Source organism: Kitasatospora sp. Xyl93 (assembly GCF_055383135.1).
The window spans coordinates 2,270,095-2,284,063 of sequence record NZ_AP029185.1 but is presented as its reverse complement, the minus strand read 5'-3'; the positions used below and the strand labels follow the sequence as shown (position 1 = coordinate 2,284,063).

General features: G+C 73.8%; 16 protein-coding genes. 8 read left to right on the top strand and 8 right to left on the bottom strand.

The window, feature by feature from the left end:
• The first annotated feature begins 87 nt into the window (after positions 1–87).
• Both ACZ5GH_RS09825 and ACZ5GH_RS09820 read left to right on the top strand, forming a co-directional pair.
• Positions 88–936: a hemerythrin domain-containing protein gene (locus tag ACZ5GH_RS09825; RefSeq protein ID WP_387748740.1), complete on the top strand. Its 849-nt coding sequence runs from the start codon at positions 88–90 to the stop codon at positions 934–936.
• Between the two features lie 226 nt (positions 937–1,162).
• Positions 1,163–1,576, top strand: a complete 414-nt coding sequence (locus ACZ5GH_RS09820; RefSeq protein ID WP_387748742.1) for a hypothetical protein — start codon at positions 1,163–1,165, stop codon at positions 1,574–1,576.
• Positions 1,577–1,686: 110 nt separating this feature from the next.
• On the opposite strand, the gene ACZ5GH_RS09815 is transcribed toward ACZ5GH_RS09820, so the two are convergent.
• Positions 1,687–2,280, bottom strand: coding sequence for a DUF6891 domain-containing protein (locus ACZ5GH_RS09815; RefSeq protein ID WP_464333940.1), 594 nt, complete (start codon positions 2,278–2,280; stop codon positions 1,687–1,689).
• Positions 2,281–2,350: 70 nt separating this feature from the next.
• Between ACZ5GH_RS09815 and ACZ5GH_RS09810 the strand changes: the two genes are divergently transcribed.
• Positions 2,351–3,313: a DUF1152 domain-containing protein gene (locus ACZ5GH_RS09810; protein WP_464333939.1), complete on the top strand. Its 963-nt coding sequence runs from the start codon at positions 2,351–2,353 to the stop codon at positions 3,311–3,313.
• A 39-nt stretch (positions 3,314–3,352) separates the two neighbouring features.
• On the opposite strand, the gene ACZ5GH_RS09805 is transcribed toward ACZ5GH_RS09810, so the two are convergent.
• The 3 genes from ACZ5GH_RS09805 to ACZ5GH_RS09795 form a co-directional block, all read right to left on the bottom strand.
• Positions 3,353–3,916: an FHA domain-containing protein gene (locus ACZ5GH_RS09805; protein ID WP_387748748.1), complete on the bottom strand. Its 564-nt coding sequence runs from the start codon at positions 3,914–3,916 to the stop codon at positions 3,353–3,355.
• A gap of 202 nt (positions 3,917–4,118) precedes the next feature.
• Positions 4,119–4,679 (bottom strand): DUF1697 domain-containing protein, encoded by a 561-nt coding sequence (locus ACZ5GH_RS09800; protein WP_464333938.1) that lies wholly within the window; start codon positions 4,677–4,679, stop codon positions 4,119–4,121.
• Positions 4,680–4,913: 234 nt separating this feature from the next.
• Positions 4,914–5,270, bottom strand: a complete 357-nt coding sequence (locus ACZ5GH_RS09795) for an arsenate reductase family protein (protein ID WP_464333937.1) — start codon at positions 5,268–5,270, stop codon at positions 4,914–4,916.
• Between the two features lie 227 nt (positions 5,271–5,497).
• Between ACZ5GH_RS09795 and ACZ5GH_RS09790 the strand changes: the two genes are divergently transcribed.
• Complete coding sequence (locus tag ACZ5GH_RS09790; protein WP_387748754.1) at positions 5,498–6,715, top strand: cytochrome P450; 1,218 nt, start codon at positions 5,498–5,500, stop codon at positions 6,713–6,715.
• 228 nt (positions 6,716–6,943) lie between these two features.
• Here the strand turns inward: ACZ5GH_RS09790 and ACZ5GH_RS09785 are convergent, their stop codons facing one another.
• Positions 6,944–7,567: a 3'-5' exonuclease gene (locus ACZ5GH_RS09785; RefSeq protein ID WP_464333936.1), complete on the bottom strand. Its 624-nt coding sequence runs from the start codon at positions 7,565–7,567 to the stop codon at positions 6,944–6,946.
• Positions 7,568–7,816: 249 nt separating this feature from the next.
• Between ACZ5GH_RS09785 and ACZ5GH_RS09780 the strand changes: the two genes are divergently transcribed.
• From ACZ5GH_RS09780 to ACZ5GH_RS09770, 3 genes are read left to right on the top strand one after another with little or no spacing between them, the layout of a single operon-like run.
• A complete protein-coding gene (locus tag ACZ5GH_RS09780) occupies positions 7,817–9,109 on the top strand; it encodes a diacylglycerol/lipid kinase family protein (RefSeq protein WP_464333935.1) in 1,293 nt (430 codons plus the stop codon).
• Positions 9,102–9,749, top strand: a complete 648-nt coding sequence (locus ACZ5GH_RS09775) for a phosphatase PAP2 family protein (protein ID WP_464333934.1) — start codon at positions 9,102–9,104, stop codon at positions 9,747–9,749. Before ACZ5GH_RS09780 ends, ACZ5GH_RS09775 begins: the two co-directional genes overlap by 8 nt.
• Entirely contained in the window at positions 9,746–10,456 is a 711-nt protein-coding gene (locus ACZ5GH_RS09770) for a DUF1345 domain-containing protein (protein WP_464333933.1), read from the top strand. Before ACZ5GH_RS09775 ends, ACZ5GH_RS09770 begins: the two co-directional genes overlap by 4 nt.
• 114 nt (positions 10,457–10,570) lie before the next feature.
• Here ACZ5GH_RS09770 and glnA read toward each other — a convergent pair whose 3' ends face one another.
• Positions 10,571–11,983: a type I glutamate--ammonia ligase gene (glnA, locus tag ACZ5GH_RS09765; protein WP_387748766.1), complete on the bottom strand. Its 1,413-nt coding sequence runs from the start codon at positions 11,981–11,983 to the stop codon at positions 10,571–10,573.
• Between the two features lie 274 nt (positions 11,984–12,257).
• Here glnA and ACZ5GH_RS09760 point away from each other — a divergent pair, with 274 nt between their 5' ends.
• Positions 12,258–12,725, top strand: a complete 468-nt coding sequence (locus ACZ5GH_RS09760; RefSeq protein ID WP_387748768.1) for an RDD family protein — start codon at positions 12,258–12,260, stop codon at positions 12,723–12,725.
• A gap of 123 nt (positions 12,726–12,848) precedes the next feature.
• Here ACZ5GH_RS09760 and ACZ5GH_RS09755 read toward each other — a convergent pair whose 3' ends face one another.
• Together ACZ5GH_RS09755 and ACZ5GH_RS09750 are read right to left on the bottom strand one after the other, a co-directional pair.
• Positions 12,849–13,538, bottom strand: coding sequence for a DUF4191 domain-containing protein (locus ACZ5GH_RS09755; protein WP_387748770.1), 690 nt, complete (start codon positions 13,536–13,538; stop codon positions 12,849–12,851).
• Positions 13,539–13,665: 127 nt separating this feature from the next.
• Positions 13,666–13,899 (bottom strand): hypothetical protein, encoded by a 234-nt coding sequence (locus tag ACZ5GH_RS09750; protein ID WP_387748772.1) that lies wholly within the window; start codon positions 13,897–13,899, stop codon positions 13,666–13,668.
• Between the last annotated feature and the right edge of the window lie 70 nt (positions 13,900–13,969).

The following is a 13,969-nucleotide window of genomic DNA, read 5'->3' as shown; positions in this document are numbered from 1 at the left end:
TCGCTTCTGATCGACTGCGAGCACCTTGGCTGGGGCGGTCATCGACCGGCCGCCGCCACCCGTGCCCCAAGCCGTGAAGAGAGTCCCATGCCGATCCACCTGGTGCCCCAGCCCGTCCCCACCGTGCCCGCGCAGGGCCGGCCCGGACCCGCCCCGCTGGGCGCGGACGCGTACGGACGGGCCGCGGACGACGAGCCGGTCACCCTCCGGTTCGCCGGGCTGCGCCTGGTGCACGCCGCGCTGCGCCGGGACCTCGCCCGGCTGCCCAACGCGCTGCGGCTGCTCCAGCCCGGCGAGGACGACAAGGGCGAGGCGCTGCTGAGGCACTGGAACTTCATGACCGCGATGCTCACCTGCCACCACGAGCAGCAGGACACCCGGCTCTGGCCGATCGTGCGCCGCTTCGCGCCCGAGCTGCGGCTGCTGCTCAACTGGCTGGAGGACGACCACCACAACCTGGACCACTCCTTCACCCGGGTCACCACGCTGGTGCGGATCGCCAGCCGGGACACCGGGAGCGCCTGGCCGGTCGCCTACGCGATGGAGGATCTGGCGGCCCGGCTGGAGACCCACCTGCGGATCGAGGAGCGGCAGCTGCTGCCCCGGATGGAGCGGGTGGTCCCCGAGGGCTCCCGGCTCGGCGGGCTCGGCGAGCTGCTGGACCTGCTGCGGCTGGCCGACGGCCCGGGGATGGCGGACGCGCTGGTCTGGCTGCTGGAGGGCGTGCAGCCCGCGCTGGTCGAGCGGCTGCTGGCCGAGTGCGACGACGACGTGGCCCGCAACTGGCCGCACTGGCACGCGACCTACCAGCGCTGCACCTCGCCGCTGTGGGGCCCGGCGGACGGCGCCGCGGACGGCGTCGCGGACGGTCCGGCCGGGGGGCCGGCCGACGGCACCGGCCTCGGCTTCGATGGCCCGGGGAGCATCGCCGACTGACCCCGGGGTGTTTTCGCGGGCCGTTGATCTACGCGCGTGGCATGGGCCTCCGGCATATGCCGGAAGCCGCCGGTCATCAGACTGACCGTCAACTCCCTGTATCCCCTAGGGGATTCGACCCACCGCTCTCGGGGTGCGGACGCCTCGGCCGCTCCGGGCCGTACCAGGGGAGGCGTCCCGCCGACGGTCGATGGCGGGCCGCGCCCGCCGCCCTACCGTCGACGGCATGACCACAGCGCGCAGCACCCCGGACCCCCACCCCACCCGTCCCCGTACCCGTCCCCGGACCCGCTTCCGGCGCGGGCCCGCGCTCCTCGCCGCCGGCGCCGTCCTGGTGCTCGGCGCCGGGCTGACCGCCTGCGAGGGCGGCGTGGCGCTCTGCCTGGACGACCACAAGTGCACCGTCGGCATCAAGACCGACAAGGCCGACGGCACCAAGACCGTCAAGGTCTTCGGCGGTGACGACCCGATGTCGATGACCGTCGGCCGCATCACCGACGACTCGGCCGAGGTGACCATCGGCGACGACCGGAAGACCGCCACCAAGGACTCCGAGACCACCGTCGGCAGCGCCCGGGTCACCCTGCGCAAGACGAACAAGGGCGACCACTACGCCGAGGTGCACGTCGAGCGGGACTGACCCGCCGCCGGGCGTGACGACGCGCTCCCCGGCGCCCTTACCGACAGCGCCGACGCTCCCCGGCGCCCGCGACGACCCTCCCCGGCGCCCGTACCGACGTTCTCCGGCGCCTACTCCGGCAGGCGGTTGAGCCACTCCAGCGGGGCGACCCGGATCGTCGTGTTCGGCGAGCCGTCCCACTCCGCGGGGAGCCCGACCGCCTCCAGCGCGGCGACCACCGACCGCCCGACCTCCACCGTCCGGCACTCCGAGACCTCGGCCGTCTCCTCCTCGCCGCGGAACCCGCCGTAGCGCAGCATCAGCCCCCGTCCGGCGGCCGCCGCCTCGGTGTCCTGCTGGTGGAAGAAGACGAAGCCGACCGAGTCCTCCCCGGCCTCCTCCCCGATCTCCGCGTAGCCGCAGCCCGCGCAGCAGGTGAAGTCCATCGCCGCGACGATGCCCTCGTCCTCCAGTGCGTCGAAGGCGTCCGCCAGTCGGTCCACGTCGGTGGTCTCCGGCCAGGCCGTCTGCTCGGCCAGCCGCCGGGCCCACAGCGGAGCGACGATCCGCTCCGCCTCCTCCTGTGTCAGCCCCCGGTCGTCGAAGGCCTCGACCAGGGACTCGGCTATCTCGTCCGGCTCCTGGAAGCCGCACCGGATCAACTCGCCGGCCCGCTCCTGGGCTTCGCGCAGCACGTCGGGGATGGGAAGCGTCTCCTCGGTCATGCCCGCATCGTCGCACCCGCCACTGACAATCCGCGGGCCCGCGGCGCCGCCGTCCTGCTACCGTCCGCCGGTGACTTCTCTGCTGCAACCACCCCTGATCACTCGGCTGCTGGCCGCCGAGCGCATCCTGGTCGCCGGGGCCGGCGGTGGCTTCGACGTGTACGCCGGGCTGCCGATCGCCCTCGCCCTGCGGGCCGCGGGCAAGGAGGTGCACCTGGCCAACCTCTCCTTCAGCCACCTCTACGGCCTGCCGAGGGAGGTCTGGGAGGAGCCCGACGTGGCCCGGATCGGGCCGGACACCGCCGCCCCCGAGGGCTACTTCCCGGAGCGCACCCTGGCCCGCTGGCTGAACCTGCACCGGATGCCCGACACCGTGTGGGCCTTCCCGACAGTGGGCGTGGGGCCGCTGCGCGAGGCCTACCGCGCACTGGTCCGCCGGCTGGGCGTGGACGCGATCCTGCTGGTGGACGGCGGCACCGACATCCTGATGCGCGGCGACGAGGCCGGGCTCGGCACCCCGGAGGAGGACATGGCGAGCCTGGCCGCGGTGGCCGGGCTGTCCGAGGTGCCCGAGCGGCTCGTCGCCTGCCTCGGCTTCGGCGTCGACGCCCACCACGGCGTCAACCACTCGCTGGTGCTGGAGAACCTCGCCGAGATCGACCGGGCCGGCGGCTACCTCGGTGCCTTCTCCCTGCCGCGGGACAGCCGGGAGGGCGTGCTCTACCTGGACGCCGTCGAGCACGCCCGGGCGGCGTTCCCGGAGCACCCCAGCATCGTCAACGGCTCGGTGGCGGCGGCGCTGCGCGGCGAGTTCGGCGACGTCCGCTTCACCGAGCGGACCAAGGGCGGGGCGCTGTTCGTCAATCCGCTGATGACGCTCTACTTCGGCGTCACGGTCGAGGCGCTGGCCGCCGAGAACCTGTACCTGGACCGGCTGGAACGCACCGTGGTGACCCGCCAGATCGCCACCGCCATCGCGGAGTTCCAGGACGGGCTGCCCCGCCAGCGCCCGCCCCGGCAGTTCCCGCACTGACCCGGCACGGGCGCACCGGGCGCCGGGAGGGCCGGCCGGTCAGAACGCGGCGAGCCGGAACTCCAGGTTCCCGAACCGCACCTGGTCGCCGGCCCGGACCCGGACGCCGCCGGCGATCCGGCGCCCGTTCACATGGGTGCCGTTGGTCGAGCCGAGGTCGTACAGCACCCAGCCGCCCTGCTCGTGCCGCAGTTCGGCGTGGTGCCGGGACACCGAGGCGTCGTGCAGCCGCAGTCCCGAACCGGGGATCCGCCCGATCGTCAACTGCCCGGCCCCGGCCTGCGGCAGGCTCAGCCCGGGCAGCCGCTCGGTGCGCCAGGCCCGGCCCAGCCGGGTGCCGAAGGCGGACGCCCGCCCGACCGTGCGCAGCACGAGGCGCTCGACCGGTCCGCCGGTCGGCAGCCCGGCCACCGCCTCGTCCAACTCGCCGCGGCTGGTGGCGTGCAGGACGACGTCCACCCGGCCGAGGAAGGTGTCGTGCGAGAGCCGTCCGCTGCCCGCGCCGTCCCGCAGCATCCCGAGCGCCTGGTCCCGTTCGGCGTCGGAGGGCCGGACGGCGCCGGCCGGCCCGGCCGCGCCGGTGGGGAGGTCAGGAGGCGTCATGGCCAAATTGTCGGCGCGGCCGACTTCGGCTGTCCAGATCGCGCCGTGCGCGGGCGCGGGGTTCGTACGTCACGGCAGTCCAGACGCCCTTTGCGGCCGGTCGGTTCCGCCCGTTCCGGGGGCGCCGAACGGCTTGTTCGCGACCGCCGTACGGCTCGTTCCCGACCGCCGTACGGCCGGTTGCCGACCGCCGTACGGGCCGTCAGGCCTTGCGGGCGGCGGCCAGGATCTTCTCGGTGGTGTGCAGGAACCGGGAGGTGACCGCTCCCCGGTAGGCCTTGCCGAACATGTCCTTGGTGACCCACTTGCCGTCCTGGAGGTGGATCACCACGTACGCGGCCCCCGGACCGGCACCGAGCACCTCGACGTCGCCCTTCGGCGAGCGGTAGGGGAGGGCGAGTTCGGCGGGCAGCGGTTCGGAGAGGAACGCGACGACCAGCCGGACGTCCGGCGTCACCTCGACACCGCGGAACGGCTCGGCGGCGAGCAACTCGGCCACCTCGTCCACCGTCCGCAGCAGCACCGGCACCGGGTACCCGAGGGCCTGCTCCAGGTGCTCCTCGATCCGCCGGGTCAGTGCCGCGCGGTCCGGTTCGCTGGTGGATTCGTCGGTGGTGAAGAAGACGTTGCCGCTCTGGATGTAGGAGCGCACGTTCCCGAGCCCGAGTTCGGCGAAGAGCGCCCGCAGCCGCTCCATCCGCACCGTCCGGCCGCCGACGTTGATGGCCCGCAGGAAGGCGATGTACGTGGTCGTGGTGGTCACCCCGCCAGTGTGGCACCGGCCACCGACAACGACCCGGCGTCCTTGTACGGCGCGGTCAGGGTGCGCGACCTGCCCGAGCCGCCGCCCACCCCGTTCCACGCGTTCCGGCCGGAGCCCGACCAGGTGGTGCACACCGCGCCGGAGGGCGGCCACCTGCTCGTCCACAACCGGCACCCGGTCCGGTCGGTGGAGGCGATCCGGCTCCACCGACCGGCCCGGTCGGCCACAACGGTTCTACGGCAGCACGGACTTGAGGGCCTCGGGAGTGCGGGCCACGACGGCGTGCCCGTCGTCCGCGGTGATGATCGGGCGCTGGATCAGGATCGGGTGCTCGGCCATCGCCGCGATCCAGCGCTCCCGGTCACCCTCCTCCCGGGGCCAGTCCTTCATTCCGAGGTCCTTGGCCGTCTGCTCGTCGGTGCGGGTGATGTCCCACGGCTCCAGGCCCAGGCGCTCCAGCACCTGCGCCAACTCGGCCGCGGTCGGCGGCTGCTCCAGGTAGCGCCGGACGGTGTACTCGACCCCGGCCGCGTCCAGCCCGCCGAGGGCGGTCCGGCACTTGCCGCACCGCGGGTTGATCCAGATCTCCATGCCGGCCACCCTATCGAGCCGCCCGTACCCGCCCCGGGACCCGCCGCGTGCGATTCGGCCCGCCCGCGGCTTCCGCCCCTGCCCGGCACCCCGCCCGCGGCTGGCCCCGCGGTCCTGCCCGCCCCGCCCGCGCCCGCCCCGCCCGCGATCCGGTCCGTACGGGAACTCCGCCGAGCCCACCGGCGGTTGACCACACAGGAAGTGCGATCTCGGGAGGGGAGCACCGCATGGACGGCGCGGCGATCATCGAACAGCTGATGACCACGGAGGTCAGGACCGATCCGTACCCGCTGTACGCCAGGGCCCACGAGCTGGGCCCGGTGGCCCCGGCCGGGGACGGCATGTTCGTGGTGAGCGGCTACGCGGCGGTCAACAAGGTGCTGCGCACCCCCGCCTTCGGCGTCGCGACCGCCGAGATGATGTCCGGCCTGGCCCCCGAGTACGCCGTGCACGCGTCGCTCGCCCTGTTCGGCCGCTCGATCCTCCAGCGCAACGCGCCCGACCAGCCCCGGGTCCGCTCGCTGATCGCCTCGGTGTTCACCGCCCGCCGGGTCGCCGCGCTGCGCCCGGCCGTGGAGGCGGCGGTCGACCGGCTGCTGGACGGGATGGCCGAACAGGGCGCCGACGGTTCTCCGGTGGACTTCATGGACGCCTTCGCCTTCCGGCTGCCGGTCGGGGTGATCTGCGAGCTGCTCGGCGTCCCCGAGCAGGACCGCTACCGCTTCCGCGACCTCGCCTCCGACCTGACCGTCGCGCTGGAGATCGTCCAGGACCTGGACGAGCTGGCCGCCGCCGACCGGGCCGCCGACGAGCTGGCCCGGTACTTCACCGAACTGGCCGCCGAGCGCCTGGCGCGGCCGCAGGACGACCTGGTCACCGACCTGGCCCGGATCGCCGCCGCGGACGACGAGCGGCTCTCCGCCCAGGAGCTGCTGGCCAACCTGGTGCTGCTGCTGGTGGCCGGCTTCGAGACCACCACCAACCTGCTCGGCAACGGCCTGGCCCTGCTGTTCCGCCACCCCGAGGCGGCCGCCGGGCTGCGCAGCGGGGCGATCAGCCCGGCCGGGTTCACCGACGAGGTGCTGCGCTTCGACTCCCCGGTCCAGGCCACCGGGCGGGTCGCGCTGGAGGACGGCCTGACCGTCGAGGGCCTGCCGGTCCCGCCCGGCAGCGAGGTGACCCTGCTGATCGGCGCGGCCAACCACGATCCGGCCCGGTACGAGCGCCCCGACGTCTTCGACCCGACCCGCACCGACAGCCAGCCGCTCAGCTTCGGCGGCGGCACCCACTTCTGCCTGGGCTCCCAGCTGGCCCGGCTGGAGGCCGAGGTCGCGGTGCCCGCCCTGCTCGACCGCTTCCCCCGGCTCGCCCCCGGCGGCGTGCCGACCCGGCGCGACCGGCTGGTGCTGCGCGGCTACGAGACCCTGCCGGTGACCGTCCGCTGACGTCTCCGTGACCAGCGGTTCCCGGGGGCGGCAGCGAGTGGGGGCCGGTTCCCCCGGCCCCGGGAACCGGGACCTCCGGCCGCGCGCGGCTGAGCACTCCATGGCTGGGCCGCGCGCGGCTGAGCAGTCCGTGGCTGAGCCGTGCGCCGCTGAGCAGTCAGCGGCTGAGCCGCTCGGGGAGAGCGTGGCGTGGGGGCCTGCTCGCCGACGCCCTCGCCGTCCTCGCCCTCACTCCGGACGTCCCGTAGGCCCGGCCCACTCCCAGAGGTTCGCGAACAGCTCCGCCTGCTCCCGGGCGTCGTCCAGCGCGTGGTGGGTGTGCGGCAGGTCCGGTAGCAGCTCAGGCGGCATCGAGCGCTTCCCGATCCCGGCGAACGGCACCCCGGCCCGCGCCGCGTACAGCGTCTTGAGGTCCAGGCAGCCGGAGTGCCCGAAGGGGCTGGAACCGGTGAACCGCACCAGGTACCAGTAGAGGAACTGCCAGTCGTACACGGCCGGGTAGCCCACCATCACCGGCCGGTACCGGCGCCCGTCCGGCCCGTTCCGCACCCCCTCCACCCAGTGGCCGAAGGCCCGCATCGCCGCCCCGGGGTCGGCCCCCTCCGCCTCCAGCGCCGCCCGGTCCAGCCCCGACACGGCCAGTGCCTGCGGGTCGTACTCCGGGCTGATCGGCCGCAGCTCCCGGTAGAACGCCGCCGCGCCCGTCCTCGGCCGCCGGAGGCCCTCGCCGTCGTGCCAGCCGGCCACCACGGCCCCGAAGCTCAGCATCGAGTACGGCCCCGGGATCGGTCCGTCCGCCTCCACGTCCACCGACACGTACACGGTCGGTGTGACCCTCTCCTTGCGTCCCATGCCCCCATCCAACCCGGCCCGGCAAGCGCATTTCCCGCCGCAGCCCGACGCCTCCGGTCACCCGAACGGGCCGGTGAGGATGCTTCCGGACACGGGACTGCGCAGGCTGCTGGCAACGACCGGGCCCGACCGGCCCGACCGGGCCCCGAGGGCGCGGCACGGGAGGACGAGATCGACGGGACACGGAGGACGGACACCGGCACCGGAACCGGCGCGCCGCTGCTCGCGAGATGCGCCCTGGCGGCGGCGGTGGGAGCCGTGGGGGTGCTGCTGTTCGCGCTGGGGGAGGGCGGACTGCTGGTGGTCGGGGCGGGGCTGCTCGGACTGGTCGTCTGGGCCGTCGGCGTCTGGTGGTTCCTGGCCTACCGGGGCGCGGTCCGGGCGTTCGGTCTGCTCGTCGCGGTCGCGGCGCCGGTCGCGGTGCTGGTGTTCTTCGCCCACCGCACGCTGTGGCTGACCGCCCTGGTCCTCGTCCTGGTCTGGGCCGCCGCTCTGGCCTTCGCCCGCGCGGCGCTGCGCCGGGCCCGCCCCGAGCAGCCGATGCGGGCGAGCGCCGCGCCGCGGCGGCAGCGGCCGGTGCTGATCATGAACCCGAAGTCCGGCGGCGGGAAGGTCGGCCGCTTCGGGCTGGTCGAGCGGGCGGAGGCACTCGGCGCCCGGGTCGTCGTGCTCGACCCCGACGCGCCCGCCGACGTCGCCGCGCTGGCCCGGACGGCCGTGGCCGAGGGCGCGGACCTGCTCGGCGTGGCGGGCGGCGACGGCACCCAGGCGCTGGTCGCGGCCGTCGCCGCCGAGCACGACCTGCCGTTCCTGGTGGTCTCGGCCGGCACCCGCAACCACTTCGCCATGGACCTCGGCCTCGACCGCGCCGACCCCGCCCGCTGCCTGGACGCGCTGACCGACGGCGAGGAACTGCGGGTCGACCTCGGCACGGTCGCGGGCCGGCCCTTCGTGAACACCGTCTCCTTCGGGGTGTACGCCGACCTCGTGCAGCGCCCCGAATACCGCGACGACAAGGCCGGTACGGCCCTGGACCTGCTGCCGGACCTGCTGGTCGGCGAGGGCGTCCGGCGGGTCGACGCCCGGGCCGACGCCACCGCGCTGCCCGCCCAGCAGGCGGTGCTGGTCAGCAACAACCCCTACGGCTCGGCCGACGACCTCGGCGTCGACGGCCGCCGCCCCCGGCTCGACGCCGGCCGGCTCGGCGTGCTGGGCATCCGGGTGGAGGGCGCGGCGCAGGCCGCCGACCTGGCCTTGCGCGGAGCCCAGTCCACCGGGCTGACGGTGCTGACCGCCCGGCAGGTGGAGGTGACCGCGGACGCGGACGAGATCCCGGTGGCGGTCGACGGCGAGGCGCTGCGGATGTCCGTCCCGGTGGTGTGCACGCTGCGCCCGCAGGCCCTGCGGGTCCTGGTGCCGCGCGACCGCCCGGGCGTCCCCGCCCCCGTACCGCCCGTGACCTGGCGCCGGCTGACCGCCATCGCCTTCGGCCGCACCGACCGCGGCTCCGACCCGACCGCCGAGGGGCCGACCCGTGACTGACCCGAACCACGACACCGCTCCGTCGTCCCGTCCCGTCCCGCCGCCCGCCGACGCGCCCGCCGGTACAGCCGCCGACCCGCCCACCGAGGCCGTGCTCAGCGACCTGCGGGCGATCGACGGGGCCGTCTACGCGGCCGTCGCCGCCACGCCCACCCCGACCCTGGACACCGCGCTGCGCCGGCTCTCCCGGGCCGCCGACCGCTCGAAGATCTCGCTCACGGTCGCCGCGCTCCTCGCCCCGTGGCCCGGCCGCCCCCGGCAGGCGGCGGTGGCCGGGGTCGGCGCGGTGGCGCTGGCCTCGGTGACGGCGAACCTGCTCGGCAAGCGGCTGGTCCGCCGCCGCCGGCCCGACCGCGAGCAGGCCCGGGTGGCCGTCGACCGGCAGGTGCCGATGCCGGAGTCGGCCTCCTTCCCGTCCGGGCACACGGCCTCGGCGACGGCCTTCGCCACCGCGGTCGGCGTGCTGCTGCCGCCGACGGCGGTGCCGCTCGGCGCGCTGGCGGCCGCGGTCGGCTACTCCCGGGTCCACACCGGCGTGCACTACCCGGGCGACGTCGCGGCCGGCGCGCTGCTCGGCTTCACGGCCGCGGTGGCGTCCCTGGCCGTCGTCCGGACCGTGCCGCCGCGCCTCCCGGAATGAGCGGGCCGCACACCGGCCCGGCCGCGGACAGGGAACCCGACCGGTGGCTCTCGGAACGCCGCCGCTCCTCCGCGGGCGTCCTGGTCGCGGCGGGCACGGCGGTGGTGCTGATCGCCCTGGACGACGGCTGGTGGCAGATCTCGGGCGCGGACGTGGGCGTCCTGGTGCTGCTCGCCTACCTCCTCCCGTACTTCGCGATCACCTCGGTGGTCTTCACCACCGCGTCCGGCGAGCGGGTGCGCGGCTGGGCCCGGCGCACGGAGCGCGGCACGATGCTCCAGCGCTACGTCCTCGGCTCGGCGCCCGGGCCGGGCGTCTCGATCCCCATCGCGGCCGCCGCCCTGCTGGTGGCGATGGTCTGGCGCCCCGGCTACCTGGGCTCCGAACTCTCCCCGGTGCCCCGCGCACTGGTGGCCCTCGTCCTGGTCGTGCTCGCCTGGGCCTGCGTGGCGGTCTCCTTCGCCGTCGCCTTCCAGGCCGACAACCTGGTGGAGGACGAGCAGGGCCTGGAGTTCCCCGGCGGCGGCCGCCCGACCTGGCTCGACTACCTCTACTTCGCCCTCTCCCTGATGACCACCTTCGGCACCACCGACGTCAACGTGCTCTCCCGGGAGATGCGCCGCACGGTGGCGGCCAACTCGCTCATCGCCTTCGTCTTCAACACCGTCACCGTGGCGAGCCTGGTCTCCGCCCTGAACAGTCTCTGACCCCCCCGCACACCCCCGACCACCACTGACCCCCGGCAGCCGAACGGCGCCGCGCGGCCGGCCCGACGAAGATCGGACCACCCGCCCGGCGCCGTTCGCGCGGGCCCGGGACCTCTAGAGGTCGTAGTAGAGCTCGAACTCGTGCGGGTGGGGGCGGAGGGCGATCGGGGCGATCTCGTTGGTGCGCTTGTAGTCGATCCAGGTCTCGATCAGGTCCGGGGTGAAGACGTTGCCCGCGAGGAGGTACTCGTGGTCGGCCTCCAGGGCGTCGAGGACGGCGGGGAGGGAGGACGGGACCTGGGGGACGTTGGCGTGCTCCTCGGGGGCCAGCTCGTAGAGGTCCTTGTCGACCGGCTCCAGCGGCTCGATCTTGTTGCGGATGCCGTCGAGGCCGGCCATCAGCATGGCGGCGAAGGCCAGGTAGGGGTTGGAGGCCGGGTCCGGGGCGCGGAACTCGATGCGCTTGGCCTTGGCGTTGGAGCCGGTGATCGGGATGCGGATCGCGGCGGAGCGGTTGCGCTGCGAGTAGACCAGGTTGACCGGCGCCTCGAAGCCCGGCACCAGGCGGTGGTAGGAGTTCACCGAGGGGTTGGTGAACGCCAGCAGCGAGGGGGCGTGCCGCAGCAGGCCGCCGATGTAGTAGCGGGCGGTGTCGGAGAGCCCGGCGTAGCCCTGCTCGTCGTAGAAGAGCGGGGTGCCCTCGGTCCACAGCGACTGGTGGACGTGCATGCCCGAGCCGTTGTCGCCGAAGATCGGCTTCGGCATGAAGGTGGCGGTCTTGCCGTTCCGCCAGGCGACGTTCTTGATGATGTACTTGAACAGCATCAGGTCGTCGGCGGCGTGCAGCAGGGTGTTGAACCTGTAGTTGATCTCGGCCTGGCCGGCGGTGCCGACCTCGTGGTGCTGGCGCTCGACCTCCAGTCCGGCCTTGGCGAGCTCCAGCGACATCTCGGCGCGCAGGTCGGCGAAGTGGTCGACCGGCGGGACGGGGAAGTACCCGCCCTTGTACTTGACCTTGTAGCCGCGCACGTCGCCCTCGGCGGCGCCGCTGTTCCAGGCGCCGGCCTCCGAGTCGATGTGGTAGAAGGACGCGTTGGCGCTGGTTTCGAAGCGGACCGAGTCGAAGACGTAGAACTCGGCCTCGGGCCCGAAGTACGCGGTGTCGGCGATGCCGGAGGAGGCGAGGTAGGCCTCGGCCTTCCTGGCGACGTTGCGCGGGTCGCGGCTGTACGCCTCGCCGGTGACCGGGTCCTGGATGAAGAAGTTGATGTTGAGGTGCTTCTCGGCCCGGAAGGGGTCGAGGCGGGCCGTGGCGAGGTCCGGCACCAGGGCCATGTCGGACTCGTGGATGGCCTGGAAGCCGCGGATCGACGAGCCGTCGAACATCAGGATCTCGGACGGGTCGAAGGTCGCCGCAGGTACGGAGAAGTGCTGCAGGACGCCCGGCAGGTCGCAGAAACGGACGTCGACGAACTTCACGTCGTTGTCCTGGATGTACTGCTTCACTTCGGCGGCGTTGTTGAACATCCATCCTCCTCGGCGTGCGAATGTGGCTCACCATAGGAATGGGTCGTTTCCAGTCGGTGACCCGCTCGTTTCCTAGATGTTAACCACGACCGCCGGGCGGGCGGCAAAGACGTACGGTACGGGACAAATCGCCCCGCCCAGCTGGGCGCCCTGCCCCAAGTGGTCTGGACCACTTGGAAAGCTCCGGAACGGCGATTCACCCGGTCGGGGGTGATGGCCGGGCCGGAGGGGAGCCGGTGGCGGCGCACGCCGTCAGCCCGGTTAGTGTGGATTCGTGGACACCAGAGAAGCGTTGGGATCGTGGATCGACGGCCCGCGGGCGGCCGCCGAGAAGATGGGCGCCGACTTCGGCTACCGCGGCGAGCGCCTCGGGCTGCCCAAGGAGGGCCCCGGCTCGGTCGCCGGCCCCGGCCGCCGGATCGGCGCCCTGTTCGTGGACGGCTGGCTGGTCGCCCTGGTCGCGTACGGGCTGATCGCCCACGGCGACCAGGCCGAGGCCAACCTGTGGACCAGTCCGCTGTACTTCCTGGTCGCGTCCCTGCTGCTGGCCACCACCGGCACGACGGTCGGCAAGCGGTTGTTCGGCCTGCGGGTGGTCCGGCTGGACGGCGGCCGCGCGACCATCCCGCAGGTCCTGCTGCGCACCCTGCTGCTCTGCCTGGTGATCCCGCCGCTGGTCTGGGACCGCGACACCCGCGGCCTGCACGACAAGGCGGTCGGCACCGTCGAGGTCCGGATCTGACACCGGGCCCCCGGTGCAAAGGCGGTACGAAGGCCGTACGGACGCCGGTACGAACGTCGAAACGGCCCCGCCGCGGAGCTTCCGCGGCGGGGCCGTTCTCGTGTCGTCAGGGGCGGGGGAGGGTCAGCGGGCCTGGCCGCCCTTGGGCATCCGGGCGCCCTTCGGCATCGGGCCCTTGGGGATCGGCGCCTTGGAGAGCAGGTCGCCCAGCGCGCGCAGGCGGTCGTTGGTCTCGGTGACCTGGGCGGCGGTGATGGCGCGGGGCAGGCGCATCAGGTGGATCTGGAGCTTCTTCAGCGGGACCTCGCCCTCGCCGGTGCCCACCACGATGTCGTGCACCGGCACGTCGCCGACCACACGGGCCATCTTCTTCTTCTCGGACGCCAGCAGCTGGCGGACCCGGTTGGGGTTGCCCTCACCGATCAGCGCGATGCCGGCCCGGCCCACGGCGCGGTAGACCGCGTCCTGGTTGCGGGTGACCGCGACCGGGGTGGAGTTGGAGCTCCAGCCGCGCCGGATGTTGTTCAGCACCGCCGCGACGGCGCCCGGCTGCCCCTCCATCTGCCCGAACGCGGCGCGCTCGGCCCGGCGCCCGAAGACGATCGCCATGGCCAGTACGGCCACGATGAAGCCCAGGATGCCCAGGTAGACGGGATGCTCGATCGCGAAGCCGATGGCGAGGAACACGCCGAAGGTCAGCAGGCCGACGCCGGCGATGATCAGGCCGATCTTGGTGTCGACCTTCTTGGTCATGGTGTACGCCAGACGGATCTGCTTCAGCCGTCCGGGGTTCTCGGATGTTTCCCTCGCCATAACGCTCATGGTACGTGGCACGGGTACGGGATATCCAAGCCCGGGTACCCGTTCGCCCCAACCGTGACCCGTCCGCCCGCGCGCCGTCGCGCAGAGCGACGCCGGGGGCCTCGACGGCGCCGAAGCGTCACCGCCGTACGGGCCGCGCCCCCGCCGCGTCCACGGCCGTGCCCGCCGTCCCCGCCGCCACCGCGTCGTCGTCGTGCCGGCGGTCCGCCGCGTACCGGCGGTTCTCGCACACCGCCGCCCACGCGTTGCTCCGCGCGTGCCGCTGGCCGGGCGCGAGCAGGACGCTCTCGGCGAACCGCAGCGCCACCCCCACCGACCGGATCCGCATCTGCATCCGCGTCTCCATCCGCATGCCGAACAGCTCCTCCCGTGGCTGAGAAGAATCGAACGCTCACCAGGCGTCCAGAGTCCCCACCCCGTGT